Annotated in this window: 12 protein-coding genes; 7 read left to right on the top strand and 5 right to left on the bottom strand. The window is 64.5% G+C overall.

Features of this window, described 5'->3' with window-relative positions:
- Window positions 1–64: 64 nt before the first annotated feature.
- A complete protein-coding gene (locus MOE34_RS02050) occupies window positions 65–517 on the bottom strand; it encodes an Lrp/AsnC family transcriptional regulator (protein ID WP_242223698.1) in 453 nt (150 codons plus the stop codon).
- Window positions 518–635: 118 nt separating this feature from the next.
- Between MOE34_RS02050 and MOE34_RS02055 the strand changes: the two genes are divergently transcribed.
- Window positions 636–1,610 (top strand): nucleoside recognition domain-containing protein, encoded by a 975-nt coding sequence (locus MOE34_RS02055; protein WP_242220388.1) that lies wholly within the window; start codon window positions 636–638, stop codon window positions 1,608–1,610.
- A gap of 78 nt (window positions 1,611–1,688) precedes the next feature.
- Here MOE34_RS02055 and MOE34_RS02060 read toward each other — a convergent pair whose 3' ends face one another.
- Together MOE34_RS02060 and aceA are read right to left on the bottom strand one after the other, a co-directional pair.
- On the bottom strand, window positions 1,689–1,928 hold the full coding sequence (locus tag MOE34_RS02060) for an SMc00767 family acetate metabolism repressor (protein WP_023516665.1): 240 nt from the start codon (window positions 1,926–1,928) through the stop codon (window positions 1,689–1,691).
- Window positions 1,929–2,025: 97 nt separating this feature from the next.
- Complete coding sequence (gene aceA, locus MOE34_RS02065) at window positions 2,026–3,315, bottom strand: isocitrate lyase (RefSeq protein WP_117368275.1); 1,290 nt, start codon at window positions 3,313–3,315, stop codon at window positions 2,026–2,028.
- 220 nt (window positions 3,316–3,535) lie between these two features.
- Here aceA and MOE34_RS02070 point away from each other — a divergent pair, with 220 nt between their 5' ends.
- The 5 genes from MOE34_RS02070 to MOE34_RS02090 all read left to right on the top strand — a co-directional run bounded on the left by MOE34_RS02070 (window position 3,536) and on the right by MOE34_RS02090 (window position 9,193).
- Window positions 3,536–4,951: a helix-turn-helix domain-containing protein gene (locus MOE34_RS02070; protein ID WP_242220390.1), complete on the top strand. Its 1,416-nt coding sequence runs from the start codon at window positions 3,536–3,538 to the stop codon at window positions 4,949–4,951.
- A 185-nt stretch (window positions 4,952–5,136) separates the two neighbouring features.
- A complete protein-coding gene (locus tag MOE34_RS02075; protein ID WP_431522403.1) occupies window positions 5,137–6,231 on the top strand; it encodes a polyamine ABC transporter substrate-binding protein in 1,095 nt (364 codons plus the stop codon).
- An 81-nt stretch (window positions 6,232–6,312) separates the two neighbouring features.
- Window positions 6,313–7,455, top strand: coding sequence for an ABC transporter ATP-binding protein (locus MOE34_RS02080; RefSeq protein WP_242220393.1), 1,143 nt, complete (start codon window positions 6,313–6,315; stop codon window positions 7,453–7,455).
- A gap of 3 nt (window positions 7,456–7,458) precedes the next feature.
- Window positions 7,459–8,370 carry an ABC transporter permease subunit gene (locus tag MOE34_RS02085; RefSeq protein ID WP_242220395.1) on the top strand — a complete coding sequence of 304 codons (912 nt, stop codon included), beginning with the start codon at window positions 7,459–7,461 and terminating at the stop codon, window positions 8,368–8,370.
- Window positions 8,371–8,374: 4 nt separating this feature from the next.
- The gene (locus MOE34_RS02090; RefSeq protein ID WP_242220397.1) at window positions 8,375–9,193 is read left to right on the top strand and encodes an ABC transporter permease subunit; all 819 of its coding nucleotides are present in this window, start codon (window positions 8,375–8,377) and stop codon (window positions 9,191–9,193) included.
- A gap of 7 nt (window positions 9,194–9,200) precedes the next feature.
- Here the strand turns inward: MOE34_RS02090 and MOE34_RS02095 are convergent, their stop codons facing one another.
- On the bottom strand, window positions 9,201–11,036 hold the full coding sequence (locus MOE34_RS02095) for an AsmA family protein (RefSeq protein WP_242220399.1): 1,836 nt from the start codon (window positions 11,034–11,036) through the stop codon (window positions 9,201–9,203).
- Window positions 11,037–11,215: 179 nt separating this feature from the next.
- Here MOE34_RS02095 and MOE34_RS02100 point away from each other — a divergent pair, with 179 nt between their 5' ends.
- Window positions 11,216–13,168: an acetoacetate--CoA ligase gene (locus MOE34_RS02100; RefSeq protein ID WP_242220402.1), complete on the top strand. Its 1,953-nt coding sequence runs from the start codon at window positions 11,216–11,218 to the stop codon at window positions 13,166–13,168.
- 221 nt (window positions 13,169–13,389) lie between these two features.
- Here the strand turns inward: MOE34_RS02100 and MOE34_RS02105 are convergent, their stop codons facing one another.
- On the bottom strand, window positions 13,390–14,967 hold the full coding sequence (locus MOE34_RS02105; RefSeq protein WP_242223701.1) for an ABC transporter permease: 1,578 nt from the start codon (window positions 14,965–14,967) through the stop codon (window positions 13,390–13,392).
- Window positions 14,968–15,064 lie beyond the last annotated feature (97 nt).

Here is a 15,064-nt window from a genome sequence, read left to right on the forward strand (position 1 = left end):
GAAACGACAGCCCCCGGTGCGCGGAAAACGCGCCGGGGGTTTTGCGTGACCGGCGATATCCCGGTCACAGCCGGATCGCGGTCTCCTCCTTCGCCGTGCGGATGACCACCATGGTGAAGAACCGCGCGACATTGTGCTCGTCGCTGAACAGCCTGTCGCAGAGGGCGACATATTCCTCCATGTCGTGCAGGCGCAGCATCAGGATGACGTCCGTCTCGCCCGTGACGGCATAGGCCTGCGCGACGGCATCCTCCGCGACGGCGACGTCCAGGAAGCGGCGCATATGCTGCTCGCCATGCAGCTTCAACTCCACCGTGACGATGGCCTTGATCATGCGGCCGGCCCTGGCCGGGTTCAGGATCGCGACGATGCGGTCGATCACGCCCGACTTGCGCAGCCGTTGCGTGCGGCGCAGGCAACTGGAGGGTGACAGTCCAACCTCGTCCGCCATGTCGACATTGGTGCGCGATGCATCGCGCTGCAGGAGGTTCAGCAGTTTCCGGTCGATCCGATCCATGCCGGCAGCATAGGCGCCTTCGCCATCTTTGCAATAAAATTGCACCATCCTGCAATCTTTGACCGAAACTGCGAAGCGGCCCGGGTTAGGAAAATCCAGCCAACGGAAGGAGCCTCAGATGCCGTTCTTCGCCACAGCCCTGCAGAAGACCAAGGAAACCCTCGATGTCTACTGGGTGCTTGTCCGCATCACCGTCCCTATCGCGCTGGCGACGGAGTTTTTGGCGCGCATGGGCGTGATCAAGGCTATGACGCCTGTTTTCGCGCCGGTCATGAATCTCGTCGGGCTTCCCCCGGAGCTGGGGCTGGCCTGGCTGACGGGCATGCTCATCGGGATCTGGGGCGCCGTGCCGCTCCTCTTCACGCTCGTTCCCGTCTCTTCGCTCAGCGTGGCGGACGTCACGATCTTCTCGGCGCTCATCCTGTTCGGGCACGCCCTGCCCATCGAGCAGAAGATCATCCAGCAGGCGGGCCCGGGCATTGTCGTCTCGACCGCGCTGCGCTTTGCCGGCGGCCTGCTTTTCGCCTTCCTGCTGCACCAGGTCTTTTCGGCCACGGGCTGGCTGTCCGCGCCGGTCGCTCCCGCCTGGATCCCGATCAGCGCGACGCCCGACTGGCTGGAGTATCTACGGGGCCTTGCGGAAACCATGCTCTGGATGCTCGTCATCCTCGTCGTCCTGTCCTGGGGCCTCGAAATCCTCAAGGTGACGGGCGTGCTGGCCCTCCTGATGAAAGCCCTGTCGCCGGTGCTGCGGCTGGCCGGCATCCGGGGCGAGGCGGAGCATCTCACCGCCGTCGGCCTGTTCCTCGGCATCTCCTATGGCGCGGGCCTGCTGATCCGCGAGGCGCAATCGGGCGCGGTGTCGCCGCGGCAGATCTTCCTGTCCTGCGTCTTCATGGGCTTCGCGCATAGCGTGATCGAGGACACGCTGATCGTGCTCGCTCTCGGCGCGGACATCTACAGCGTGCTTGTCGCGCGGGTCGTCTTCGCCGTGGCCGCGACGGCCGTCATCGCGGCTGTGCTGGCCAACCTCTCGGACCGCACGTTCTTCACGCGCATGTTCCGGTCGAACGTCATCAAGGTGGAAGGCTGACGCGCGGAAAATCCGCCGAACGAAAAATCCCCGGCGCAGGGAACGCCGGGGATTTTCCTTGACTGGACTATGCCTTGATCAGCCGCGACCCTGCGTCACGATGACCGGGATCAGCAGGTCGCCCCAGTTGCCCTCTCCGCCGTGATGGCGGGCGGAGCGGACGAGTTCCACCGAGACGCCGGCCTCGACCGCCTTCATGACGGACTGGTTGAGGCGGTGCAGGTCGTTGGCGACCATGCGGATCATGGCCTGCTGGTCGGGGGTCATGGCGGAAGCCTGCTCTTCGGCTCGTTCCTTGACGCGGGTCTGGACTGTCATGGCATTTCTCCTCTTCTGAGCATTTTGCAGGCAGGCGGTACGCCTGCCGTCGCAGGAAATGCGGCTCTATGGGGTTCTTGAAAGGTGACGGATCGGGTTATTCGGCGGCCGGGCGGAACTGCTCGTGCTCGGTCGATTCATGCATGGCGGTCGTGGAAGACTGGCCGCCGGTGATCGCCATGGAGACGGCGTCGAAATAGCCGGTGCCGACTTCACGCTGGTGCTTGGTCGCGGTGTAGCCGTTGATCTCGGCGGCGAATTCCGCTTCCTGCAGCTCCGAATAGGCGGCCATCTGGCGCTCCTTGTAGCCGCGCGCCAGCTCGAACATGCCGAAATTGAGCTGGTGGAAGCCGGCGAGCGTGATGAACTGGAATTTGTAGCCCATCGCACCCAGCTCGCGCTGGAACTTGGCGATCGTCGCGTCGTCGAGGTTCTTCTTCCAGTTGAACGACGGCGAGCAATTGTAGGCGAGCAGCTTGCCGGGATGGGCCTTGTGCACGGCCTCGGCGAACTTGCGGGCCTGTTCTAGGTCCGGCTTGCCGGTCTCCATCCAGATCAGGTCGCAATGCGGCGCATAGGAGATGGCGCGGGCGATGCACGGCTCGATGCCGTTCTTGACCTGGTAGAAGCCCTCGACCGTGCGGCCCTTGTCCTTGTCGACGAAGGGCTGGTCGCGCTCGTCGATATCGGAGGTCAGGAGCTTGGCGGCCTCGGCGTCCGTGCGGGCGACGATCAGCGTCGGCACGCCCATGACGTCGGCGGCAAGGCGCGCGGCATCGAGGTTGCGGATATGGGCGGCGGTCGGGATCAGAACCTTGCCGCCGAGATGGCCGCACTTCTTTTCCGATGCGAGCTGGTCTTCGAAGTGGACGCCGGCGGCGCCCGCCTCGATGAAGGCCTTCATGATCTCGAAGGCGTTGAGCGGGCCGCCGAAGCCGGCTTCCGCATCGGCGACGATGGGTGCGAACCAGGTGTCGACCGAAAGGCCGTTGCCTTCCGCCGTCTCGATCTGGTCGGCGCGCTGCAGCGTGCGGTTGATGCGCTTGGCAAGCTCGGGAGCGGCGTTTGCCGGATAGAGCGACTGGTCGGGATACATGGCCGAGGCCGTATTGGCGTCGGCGGCAACCTGCCAGCCGGAGAGATAGATCGCCTTCAGGCCGGCGCGGACCATCTGCATGGCCTGGTTGCCCGAGAGCGCGCCGAGTGCGTTGACGAAATCCTCCTCGTGGATGAGCTTCCACAGGCGGTTCGCGCCGTTCTCGGCCAGCGTGTGGCGGATCTGGACCGAGCCGCGCAGCTTCTCGACCGTCTCGGCCGTGTAGGGGCGCTCGATACCGTCGAAACGGCCCTTCGGCGCGCTCGGGACGAGATTGTAAAAGTCGGTCATAATATCCTCCAATGCGGTGTCTCTGGATCGGATGCTGGCTCTCTCGCTGCCCCGATTTCATGTGACAGTATTTACATCGCGCCGCACAATAGCGCGAGAGAAAACCGGAAAATCAGCGCTGTAATCGGGTAATGATGTCTTGTCTTTGACAGGAGCGGTCTGTAAAAAAGTAAAATCTGTAAAATTGACCGGCGGCCTGGCCGTGTAAAGGATTTGACATATGGCAGAGAACAAGATCTTTGCCGGCCCGAAGGTCCGGCGCATCCGCAATACCCTCGGCCTCACGCAGACGGCGATGGCCGAGGGGCTTTCCATCTCGCCGTCCTATCTGAATCTCATCGAGCGTAACCAGCGGCCGCTGACCGTGCAGCTCCTCCTGCGCCTTGCCTCCGTCTACAAGGTCGATCTCGACGAGCTGCAGGGTGAGAGCGCCGGCAATGCGCGCCAGCTCCGCGAGGTCTTCGCCGATCCGCTGCTTGCCGGCGAGCTGCCGGGCGATCACGAGCTGGTGGAGATCGCCGATGCCGCGCCCAATGTGGCGAGCGGTATCCTCAAGCTCTACCGCGCCTACCGCGAGCAGGCCGCGCGCCTCACCGATCTTGCCGACCTCCTCGCCCGGGAGGGGCATGCCACGACGCTCTCGGGTGCCTTGCTGCCGATGGACGAGGTGCGCGACAAACTGGAAGGCCGGCCCAACTATTTCGCCGCCATCGATGAGGCGGCCGAGCGTTTCCATGCCGCGCTCGCGCCGGGCGACGATCTGGCGAGCGCCCTCAAGGGCTGGCTGCGCAAGGAGCACGGCGTCGTCGTGCGCCTGTTGCCCGTTCATACCATGCCGAACCTGCGCCGCCGTTTCGACCGGCACTCCATGCGCCTCTTCCTGTCGGAGCGCCTGTCGCCCTTCGATCAGGTGCGCGAGATCGCCATGGAGACGGTGCAGCTCGCCTTGCAGGATGAGATTTTCGCGGAACTCGACCTGCTCGCTTTGTCGACCGCCGAGGCGAAGCGCATCGCCCGCTTCGAGCTGGCGCGTTACGCCGCCCACGCTCTGATGATGCCCTACGAGGCCTTCCATTCGACGGCGCAGCGCGCGCGCTGTGATATCGATGTGCTGCGCGCCCGCTTTTCCGTCTCCTTCGAGCAGGCGGCGAGCCGGCTGACGATGCTTCAGCGCCCCGGCAAGGCGGGCGTGCCCTTCTTCCTGCTGGAGATAGACAATGCCGGCAACCGTTTCCGGCGGGCGGGCGGGCAGGGCTTTCCGCAGGCGCGGTTCGGCGGCGGCTGTCCCAAGCTCGGCGTGCATTCCGCCTTTTCCCAGCCGGGCCAAATCCTCGTCGACCGGGTGGAAATGCCCGACGGTGCCGCCTTCCTGACGGTCTCGCGCACGCTGGAAGGTCCGCAGGGCGTCTTTGCCGAGCGGGTGCGGCGCACCGCACTGCTGGTCGGCTGCGACGCCGCCCATGCGGAGGAGACGGTTTACGGTGAGGCGGTACGGCGGGACGCGGCGGTCGCCGTCGGAACGGCTTGCCGGCTCTGCGAACGGCAGGGCTGCCTGGCGCGGGCGGAGCCGCCCGTTACGCGGCCGCTTGGCCTCGATGAAATGGTCGCCGGCCTCAGCCTTTTCGACTTCCAGTAAATTTCCGCTTGCTTTCCGTCCGCGATAGGGCTTCAAATATGATAGGAATGGGAACAATGTGATATAAAAAAATCAGCCTCCGTTTACGTCGAATGCCGCTTGTCGCCTCTTAAAAAACAACCATAATCGGCGGCGGTTCTTCATGCGAACGCAGAGGCCTGCGAAGGAAACTGGGAGAAAAATCAATGAAAAGACGCACTCTTTTGGCGACGGCGGCAATGGCTGCGATGTTTGTGGCGGGCGGTGCGCTCGCGCAGGAAAAAGTCGTCAACGTCTACAACTGGTCGGATTATATCGACTCGTCGATCATCGACGACTTCACCAAGGAAACGGGCATCAAGGTCGTCTACGACGTCTACGATTCGAACGAGATCCTGGAAACGAAGCTGCTGGCCGGCGGCACCGGCTATGATGTCGTCGTGCCCACCAATACCTTCCTGCAGCGTCAGATCGCGGCGGGCGTCTACCAGAAGCTCGACAAGTCCAAGCTGCCGAACCTCAAGAACATGTGGGACATGGTGAGCGAGCGCATGCAGCCGTTCGATCCCGGCAACGAATATTCGATCAACTACATGTGGGGCACGATCGGCATCGGCTTCAACAAGGCGAAGATCAAGGAAGCGCTCGGCACGGACCAGATCGATAGCTGGAGCGTGATCTTCGATCCGGCCAATGCCGAGAAGCTCAAGGATTGCGGCATCAACATGCTGGATTCGCCGACCGACATCATCCCGGTCACGCTCGCCTACCTTGGTCTCAACCCGGACAGCCACGATCCGGCGGATATCGCCAAGGCCGAGGAAGCCCTGCTGAAGATCCGGCCCTTCGTGCGCAAGTTCCACTCGTCGGAATTCATCAACGGCCTTGCCAACGGCGATATCTGCATCGCCATCGGCTGGTCCGGCGATATCTTCCAGGGCCGCGACCGCGCGGAAGAGGCCGGCAACGGCGTTGAGGTCGGCTACTTCATCCCGAAGGAAGGCACGCAGATGTGGTTCGACCAGATGGCGATCCCCTCAGACGCGCCGCATGTCGATGAGGCCCACGCCTTCCTCGACTACATCATGCGTCCGGAAGTGATCGCCAAGGCCTCGACCTACATCCACTACGCCAACGGCAACAAGGCCGCGCAGGCGGTGATGCCGGAAGAGATCATCAAGGACACGACGATCTATCCGGATGAGGCGACGCTGAAGAAGCTCTTCACCAACACGACGCTGGACGCGAAAACCCAGCGCCTGTTCACCCGGACCTGGACCAAGATCGTGACCGGCCAGTAACCGGTCCGACCCGAATTGCCCGGAAGCTTCTTCCGGGCAATTTCAATTTGACTGCCAGAAAAAGAGAGTTGGGGACAGGCAATGAAATCTCTCGGCAATATCCGTCGCTCCTTTGCGCCGTGGACGGATCCGGACGCAAAACCGTTCATCACCTTCCGGAACGTCACGAAGCGGTTCGGCGATTTCACCGCCGTCGACGACCTTACCCTCAACATCTATCACCGCGAGTTCTTCGCCCTGCTCGGCGCGTCGGGCTGCGGCAAGTCCACGCTCCTGCGCATGCTCGCCGGCTTCGAGCGGCCGACCTCCGGCGAGATCATCCTCGACGGCCAGGACATTGCCGGCATCCCGCCCTACAAGCGGCCGGTCAACATGATGTTCCAGTCCTACGCGCTCTTCCCGCACATGACGGTGGAGAGCAATATCGGCTTCGGCCTCAGGCAGGACGGCATGCCGAAGAACGAGATCGCCGAGCGCGTCGCCCAGATGCTGAAGCTGGTGAAGCTCGAGAAATTCGCCAAACGCAAGCCGCACCAGCTTTCCGGCGGCCAGCGCCAGCGTGTGGCGCTCGCCCGCTCGCTCGCCAAGCGCCCCAAGGTGCTGCTGCTCGACGAGCCGCTCGGCGCGCTCGACAAGAAGCTGCGCGAGGAGACCCAGTTCGAGCTGATGGACCTGCAGCAGGATCTCGGCCTCACCTTCGTCGTCGTCACGCACGACCAGGAGGAGGCGATGACCATGGCAGACCGTATTGCTGTGATGAGCCACGGCAAGGTCATCCAGGTCGCGACCCCGGCGGAAATCTACGAGGCGCCGAATTCCCGCTTCGTGGCCGATTTCATCGGCGATGTGAACATCCTCGATGGCAAGATCTCGGCAAGCGGCAACGGCAGGATCGAGCTTGCCGCCAATGACGGCTTCACCATCCGCACCGCGGCGGCCGACGCTCCGGCGGCGGGCGGCGCGGCGGGCTTCGCGATCCGCCCGGAAAAGCTGAAGGTCTCGCGCAATGCGCCGACGGATGCCACTGTCAACGCGGCCCAGGGCGAAATATGGGATATCGGCTATCTCGGCGACATGACGGTCTTCTACGTCAAGCTCGACAGCGGCAAGGTCGTCAAGGCCTCGATGCTGAACGCGCAGCGCGAGGTGGAGAACCCGATCGCCTATGACGAAAAGGTCTGGGTCTCCTTCGGCGAGACGGCCGGCGTCGTTCTGAAGGATTGACCGATGAACAAGCTCGGCTCCGCCATCTTCAGCCGCCTTGTCATCATCATCCCCTATGCCTGGCTGCTGTTCTTCTTCCTCATCCCCTTCTTCATCGTCTTCCGCATCTCGCTGTCGACCACCGCCATCGCCCAGCCGCCCTATGAGCCGGTATTTTTGCTGGCGGATGGCCTTTCCGGCCTGTGGGCAAAGCTCGGCCAATTGCATTTCGACAATTTCATCTGGCTGACCGAAGACGCGCTCTATCTCAACGCCTATCTGTCGAGCCTATGGATTGCCGGCGTTTCCACGCTGATAACGCTGCTGATCGGCTATCCCATCGCCTATGGCATGGCGCAGGCGCCGCGCACGCTGCGCCCGACGCTGCTGATGCTCGTCATCCTGCCATTCTGGACGAGCTTCCTCATCCGCGTCTACGCATGGATCGCGATCCTCAAGCCGGAAGGCCTGCTCAACCAGTTCCTCATCGGCATCGGTCTCATCGACGAGCCGCTGATCATCATGAACACCAACTGGGCGATCTATATCGGCATCGTCTATTCCTACCTGCCCTTCATGGTATTGCCGCTCTATTCGGCGCTGGAGAAGATGGACAACACGCTGATAGAGGCCGCGCAGGACCTCGGCTGCCCGCAGATTTCGGCGTTCTGGAAGATCACCTTCCCGCTCTCCATTCCCGGGGTCGTGGCGGGCTGCATGCTCGTCTTCATCCCGGCGGTCGGCGAGTTCGTCATTCCCGACCTTCTCGGCGGATCGCAGACGCTGATGATCGGCAAGACGCTGTGGAACGAATTCAACGCCAACCGCGACTGGCCGGTGTCGGCCGCCGTCGCGACCATCCTGCTCCTCATTCTGGTCGTGCCCATCGTGTTCTTCCAGAATGCGCAGGCCAAGGCCGAAGAGCAGGGAAGGTAAGCCCATGAACACCTGGTCCCGTTTCAACATCGTCTCGGTCGTTCTCGGCTTCGCGTTCCTCTACCTGCCGATCGTGCTGCTGGTCGTCTTCTCCTTCAACGAGTCCAAGCTCGTGACGGTCTGGGCCGGCTTCTCGACGAAATGGTACGTCTCGCTCTTCAACAACCAGGGCCTCATGGACGCCGCCTGGGTGACGATCCGCGTGGCGCTGCTTTCCGCAACCGTGGCGACCGCGCTCGGCACCATGGCGGCGCTGGCGCTTACCCGCTACACGCGCTTCCGCGGCCGGCTGCTTTTCTCCGGCATGGTCTATGCGCCGCTCGTCATGCCGGAGGTCATTACCGGCCTGTCGCTGCTGCTGCTCTTCGTCGCTATCGGTTTCGACCGCGGCTTTGTGACGGTGACGCTCGCGCATATCACCTTCTCGATGTGCTTCGTGACGGTGGTGGTGCAGTCGCGCCTGCTCTCCTTCGACCGCTCTGTCGAGGAGGCGGCGCTGGACCTCGGCGCAACGCCCGTGAAGACTTTCTTCGAGGTGACGCTGCCGATCATCGCGCCGGCCGTGCTGTCCGGCTGGATGCTGGCCCTGACGCTCTCGCTCGACGACCTCGTCATCGCGAGCTTCACCTCCGGCCCGGGCGCGACGACCCTGCCCATGAAGATCTACAGCCAGGTGCGGCTCGGCGTGACGCCGGAAATCAACGCGGCCTGCACGCTGCTCATCGGCCTCGTCGCCATCGGCGTCGTCATCGCCTCGATCATGACCAAGCGCCGCGAGGTGCAGCGCCTGCGTGACGAGCAGGCGGCCTTCGCGGGCCGTTGAGTTGTAATTACTGGCGGGGCGGCTGCCCCGTCAGGATCGAGGACGGCGAGATGACCGGCTCGGGCCAGGAGCCGCCGACGAAGAAGCTGAGGGGCGGGTTGGCCGCCGTGGCGGTGCCGGCCGGCATGCGGTCGGCGAGCGTGCCCACCAGCGCCACGCTGCCGGTGCGATAGGGGATCATGCCCGAAAGCGTCAGCAGTTTCTCGCTGCCTTCGATTTCCGCTTTCGTGAGTTCCGCAAGCCCCCGATCGAGCCGCGCTTCCACATCGGCGCGCACGAAGTCGAAGGTGCCGTCTGCGGTTTCCGAGACATTGAAGAACGCGTTCTTCGCCGCGCGCTCGGCAAAGGCCCGCGCGTTGAAATGGGTGAGCGTGCCGCTGCCCATGCGCAGCCTGAACCGGCCGGACATGTCGGAAACCGTCGTCGCCCAGAGCGGGCGGGCCGTCGAAAGCTCGAAATCCGCCGAACCGATGCCCGACGGCAGGGGGCCGGGCAGGGCGAGCGCCCCGACGATGCCGCCGATATCCACATTGTCCAGCGACATCTGCAACTGGCCACCGCCGCGGAAACCGTTTTCCGCAAGTGCGATGCGTCCGGTCAGGCGGCCGTCGAGAAGGGTGCTGTCGCCGATGTCGAAGGTTGCGCGGCCGTTCTCGATGCGCATGCCCGCGGCTAGGTCCCGCAGGGAGAAGGGGGCGAATTCCGCTGCCTTGGCCGAGAGGCGAAGGTCCATGCCGAACTGATGGATGAAGGCGGTGTCGATGGTCGGCGCGTTCGGGTCGGTGCCCGGCAGCGGCGAAAAGGCCGTCAGGAAGGCGCGCAGGTCGATCCGGTCGAAGGCGAGCGTTCCGCCGACCCGGGGCACGCCACCGGGCGGCATGGCGATGTCGAGCACGCCGCTCGCCTGCGCGTTGTCGAGCGCCAGCTTCACGTTCTCCAGCTTTGCGGCATAACCGGACGTCGCCACGGTCGCGTCCAGGCTGACCTGCCCGACGGTGCCGACCGCCGGAATGTCCTTGCCCTGCCAGGCGAGCAGGCGGCTGAGCGAGGGCGTGGAAAGCTGTGCCGTGCCGGAGACGAAGGCCCTGTCCGAGAGATTGGCGGTGCCCTCGAAGCCGAGGGTCGCGGGATCGGCGGCAAGGTTGCTGCGCACGGCCGCGTCACGCCCGGCCAGGAGCAGGAGAGGCTGGTCGCAGCCGAAGGTCCAGCGGGTCATTTCGCCGTTGACGACGCCGGAAAGCGAGAGATCGAGCCGCTGGCGCAGCGCCGGCCATGTGACGCTGCCGTTGATGTCGGTGATGTGGTGGACGCTGCCGTTTGCACGCGTGATGTCGAGCACCCCGTCGCGAAGCGAGATCGTGCCGATGCGCTCGTCGGTGAGCGTTGCCGTAGCCTGGCCCTCCGGCGCCTTCGCGGTCGCGTCGATCGCCTGCATCAGCCAGCCGCTGTGCCGCCAGTTGAAGACGCCGTCGGCGTTCCAGCCGACATGGATGGCCGGTCGGACAAGCTCGAAATCGCTGAAGGCCGGCTTGCCGCGCGCCGCGCCGAGAAGATCGAAGGTGGCCGAGATGGTTTCGGCGGAGGCAACCTCTCCTGCCGTGCCGCCGAGGATGCGGACATTGCGGAGCGTCACGCGCGGATAGGGCCAGAAGGCGAATTCGGCGTCCTCGCCGATATGCACCTCCGCGCCCGTCCAGTCCTCCAGCGTCTGCTCGATGCCGCGTTCCACGGCCTCCGTCTGCGCGAGGAAGGGGAAGGCGATGCGCACGGCCGCGACGACGACGAGGACGACGAGGATTGCCCGTACCAAGTGCTTCGATCGGAGGAAACGGGAAAGAGTCATTCGGCGCAGGTCCTCTGCCGACGGCAGTCATATCTCAAGCAGAACGGGGATAGGCGCTCGTGCGGAAGAAATCAAATGCCGCCATGGCGGAATCGCGTTCGGCAAGGGCGCGATCCGGCGTTCGCCGCTTTATAGTGCGGCGCAACATGCTATAGGAATGCCATGGAGTGGAGGAAAGCATGACGTCAGAAATGCCCCTGTGGACGCCTTCGGCGGAAATCCTTGAAAAAAGCCCGATGGCCCTGTTCATGAAGGCCGCGGGTCGGAGAGCCGGGCGCGCGTTTGCCGGCTATGACGATCTGCATGCCTGGTCCGTCGAAGATCGCGCCGGCTTCTGGACCATGGTGTGGGACGAATGCGGCGCCATCGGCGAAAAGGGCGCGGTGGCACTCGAGAACGGCGAGCGCATGCTGGAGGCCCGCTTCTTCCCCGAAGGGCGGCTGAATTTCGCGGAAAACCTTCTCAGGAAGACCGGTAGCGAAGACGCCATTGTCTTCCGCGGCGAGGACAAGGTGTCCTATCGCTGGTCCTGGGACGATCTGCGCGCCCGCGTTTCGAAGCTTCAGCAGGCTTTCTCCTCCATGGGCATCGGGGAAGGCGATCGCGTCGCCGCCATGATGCCGAACATGCCGGAAACCATCGCCTGCATGCTGGCCGCCGCCTCGCTCGGCGCCATCTGGTCCTCGTGTTCGCCCGATTTCGGCGAGCAGGGCGTGCTCGACCGCTTCGGCCAGATCGAGCCGAAGCTTTTCATCACCTGCGACGCCTATTGGTATGCCGGCAAGCTCCAGGACGTTTCGGCCAAGGTGAAGGCGGTCGCCGGCAAGCTCGGCGCGCCTGTTGTCGTCGTGCATTATGCGGGCGATGCGGAGGCTCTTGCCGCGGCCCTGCCGGATGGCCGCACGCTCGATACGCTGCTGGCCGGCCATAAGGCGAGGGCGCTGGCCTTCGCGCAACTCCCGTTCCGCCATCCGCTCTATATCCTCTTCTCCTCGGGCACGACGGGCGTTCCCAAATGCATCGTGCATTCGGCGGGCGGCACGCTGTTGCAACACCTCAAGGAGCATAACCTGCATTGCGGCCTCGTCGAGGGTGAGCGGCTGTTCTACTTCACCACCTGCGGCTGGATGATGTGGAACTGGCTGGTCTCCGGCCTTGCCGTCGGCGCGACGCTCTGCCTCTTCGACGGTTCGCCCTTCCACCCCGACGGCAACGTGCTGTTCGACTACGCGCAGGCGGAAAGGTTCGCCGTCTTCGGCACCTCGGCCAAATATATCGACGCCGTGCGCAAGGGTGGCTTCACGCCGCGCACAACGCATGACCTCTCCAGCTTGCGGCTCATGACGTCCACCGGCTCGCCGCTCTCGCCGGAGGGCTTCTCCTTCGTTTATGAGGGCATCAAGCCGGATGTGCAGCTTGCCTCGATCTCCGGCGGCACGGATATCGTCTCGTGCTTCGTGCTCGGCGTTCCGCTGAGGCCCGTCTGGCGCGGCGAGATCCAGGGGCCGGGCCTTGGCCTTGCCATGGACGTCTGGGACGAGGACGGTCGCCCGGTGCGCGGCGAGAAGGGCGAACTGGTCTGCACGAAGGCCTTCCCCTCCATGCCGGTGATGTTCTGGAATGATCCGGACGGCGCGAAATACCGCGCCGCCTATTTCGAACGGTTCGACAATATCTGGTGCCATGGTGACTTCGCCGAATGGACGAGCCATGACGGCATCGTCATCCATGGCCGCTCGGACGCGACGCTGAACCCCGGCGGCGTGCGCATCGGCACGGCGGAGATCTACAATCAGGTCGAGCATCTCGAGGAGGTTGCCGAGGCACTGTGTATCGGGCAGGACTGGGACGACGACGTGCGCGTCGTGCTGTTCGTGCGCCTTGCGCCCGGCAAGGTGCTGGATGAGGCGCTGGAAAAGACCATACGGACGAAGATCCGCACCGGCGCCTCGCCGCGCCATGTGCCGGCGAAGATCGTGGAGGTTGCCGATATCCCGCGCACCAAGTCCGGCAAGATCGTCGAGCTTGCCGTGCGCGAGGTGGTGCACGGCCGCCCCGTCAAGAACAAGGAGGCGCTTGCCAACCCGGAGGCGCTGGAGCTTTTCGCCGGTCTGGCGGTGCTGCAATCGTAGAGGCGGCTGCGTTAACGCTTTCGGCTCCGGCCCGTTAACCAGGCTGATGAAGTTATGAACGAAACCTTTGCGGCGGGTCTGGCCAGGTAAGGATTTGTTAAGCCGCGAGGGTGCAAGGTCGCGCCAGCTTGAGCGCACCCGATCCCGACGGCATGAGGCCGTTCACCGTCGCTTTTGTTGGGCAGCATTCACCTATCGGGGCGGCTTTTGCCGCCCCTTTTTTATCCGTGGTGCCTGTCGAGCGAGCGCGAGACGAGGAAGACGGGAATGAGGCCGACCGCGACGATGATCATGGCGGGCACGCCCGCATCCTCCACCTTCGCCCGCGAGGCGTCCTCGTAGACCAGCGTCGCCAACGTGTTGAAGTTGAACGGCCTGAGCATGATCGTCGCCGACAGCTCCTTCATCGTCTCGATGAAGACGAGCAGCGCCGCCGTCAGCGTCGCCGGCCGCATCATGGGCAGGAGCACGCTCCAGAGCGTCTGGCTGCTGGTGCGCCCCAGCGTGCGAGCCGCCATGTCGAGATGCGGCGAGAGCTTGTGGAAGCCGGCGTCGATCGTGCCTTCGGCCATCGTCAGGAACCGTACGGTGCAGGCATAGATGATGGCGAAGCCGGTGCCGGAGAGCACAAGGCCCGTCGAGACGCCGAAATGCGCGCGCAGGAACGCATCCACCGCATTGTCGAAATTGGCGAGCGGGATCAGCACGCCCATGGCGAGCACCGTGCCGGGCACGCCGTAGCCGAAGGAGGCGAAGCGGCCGGCGGCGGCATTCACCCGCGAGCGCGTGGTGCGCGCGGCATAGGCGAGCAGGAAGGCGAGAAGGACGGCGATCAGCGCCGTTGAGCCGGAGACGAGGATGCTGTGCCAAAGGGCGGAGAGAAGCCGCGCCGAGGCGAATTGCTCCAGACGGCGCGCGGCATAGCCGCCGAGCACGAAGACGGGAATGGCAAAGCCGATGACCGGGGGCAGCAGGCAGGCAAGGCCCGCCGCCCATCTCTTCCAGCCAGTGAGTGTGAGGCGCACGGAATCGTGTACGGCGGCCGTGGTCTTCTGGCTGGCGAAGCGCTGCCGGCGGCGCGCGGCGCGCTCCACCACCATCAGGCAGATGACGAAGACCAGCATGATGCAGGCGATCTGCGCTGCGCCGGCAAGGCTGCCGCGGTTGAGCCAGGTATCGAAGATCGAGAAGGTGAGCGTCTGTACGCCGAGATATTCGACCGCACCGATATCGTTCAGCGTCTCCATGGCGACGAGCGTCAGCCCCACCATGATCGCCGGTCGCGCCATGGGGATCTGGATCTTCGCGAAAACCTTCAGTGGCCCCGCGCCCAATGTGCGCGCGACGTCGGCCGCCGCGCGCCCCTGCATCAGGAACATCGAGCGGGCGGCAAGATAGATATAGGGATAGAGCACGCTCGACAGCACCAGCATCGCCCCGCCGGTGGTGCGCACCTCCGGGAACCAGTAGTCTCGGCTTGTCTGGAAGCCGAAGAGCGCGCGCAGGCCTGTCTGCACCGGGCCGGTGAACGAGAAGAACTCCGCGAAGGCATAGGCGCCGAGATAGGCGGGAATGGCGAGCGGCAGGACGAGCAGGCCGGAAAGCACGCGCCGTCCGGGAAATTCGCAGCTCGCCACCAGCCAGGCCGTGACGACGCCGACCGTGGCCGTGATCGTGCCGACTCCGGCCAGCAGGATCAGCGTGCGCAGCGTCGCGCGCGGAATGACGTTGCTGATGAGGTGCGGCCAGTTGTCGGTGCCGCCCGTCGCCGCGATGACGACGATGGCGATGGCCGGCATCAGCACGATGGCCGCCGCGAGCACCGCGGAAGCGGAAAGGAGCGGATGGCGGGCTGCACCGGAACGGCGCTGGACGCGCACCGGCGCGCTTTCGGAC

Origin of the sequence: Shinella zoogloeoides (assembly GCF_022682305.1) — a bacterium.
GTDB classification, from domain to species: domain Bacteria; phylum Pseudomonadota; class Alphaproteobacteria; order Rhizobiales; family Rhizobiaceae; genus Shinella; species Shinella zoogloeoides_B.

Coding starts and splice junctions, on each gene's coding strand:
- MOE34_RS02050 (WP_242223698.1), bottom strand. CDS start 517: ATGGATCGGATCGACCGGAAACTGCTGAACCTCCTGCAGCGCGATGCA.
- MOE34_RS02055 (WP_242220388.1), top strand. CDS start 636: ATGCCGTTCTTCGCCACAGCCCTGCAGAAGACCAAGGAAACCCTCGAT.
- MOE34_RS02060 (WP_023516665.1), bottom strand. CDS start 1,928: ATGACAGTCCAGACCCGCGTCAAGGAACGAGCCGAAGAGCAGGCTTCC.
- aceA (WP_117368275.1), bottom strand. CDS start 3,315: ATGACCGACTTTTACAATCTCGTCCCGAGCGCGCCGAAGGGCCGTTTC.
- MOE34_RS02070 (WP_242220390.1), top strand. CDS start 3,536: ATGGCAGAGAACAAGATCTTTGCCGGCCCGAAGGTCCGGCGCATCCGC.
- MOE34_RS02075 (WP_431522403.1), top strand. CDS start 5,137: ATGAAAAGACGCACTCTTTTGGCGACGGCGGCAATGGCTGCGATGTTT.
- MOE34_RS02080 (WP_242220393.1), top strand. CDS start 6,313: ATGAAATCTCTCGGCAATATCCGTCGCTCCTTTGCGCCGTGGACGGAT.
- MOE34_RS02085 (WP_242220395.1), top strand. CDS start 7,459: ATGAACAAGCTCGGCTCCGCCATCTTCAGCCGCCTTGTCATCATCATC.
- MOE34_RS02090 (WP_242220397.1), top strand. CDS start 8,375: ATGAACACCTGGTCCCGTTTCAACATCGTCTCGGTCGTTCTCGGCTTC.
- MOE34_RS02095 (WP_242220399.1), bottom strand. CDS start 11,036: ATGACTCTTTCCCGTTTCCTCCGATCGAAGCACTTGGTACGGGCAATC.
- MOE34_RS02100 (WP_242220402.1), top strand. CDS start 11,216: ATGACGTCAGAAATGCCCCTGTGGACGCCTTCGGCGGAAATCCTTGAA.
- MOE34_RS02105 (WP_242223701.1), bottom strand. CDS start 14,967: ATGCCGGCCATCGCCATCGTCGTCATCGCGGCGACGGGCGGCACCGAC.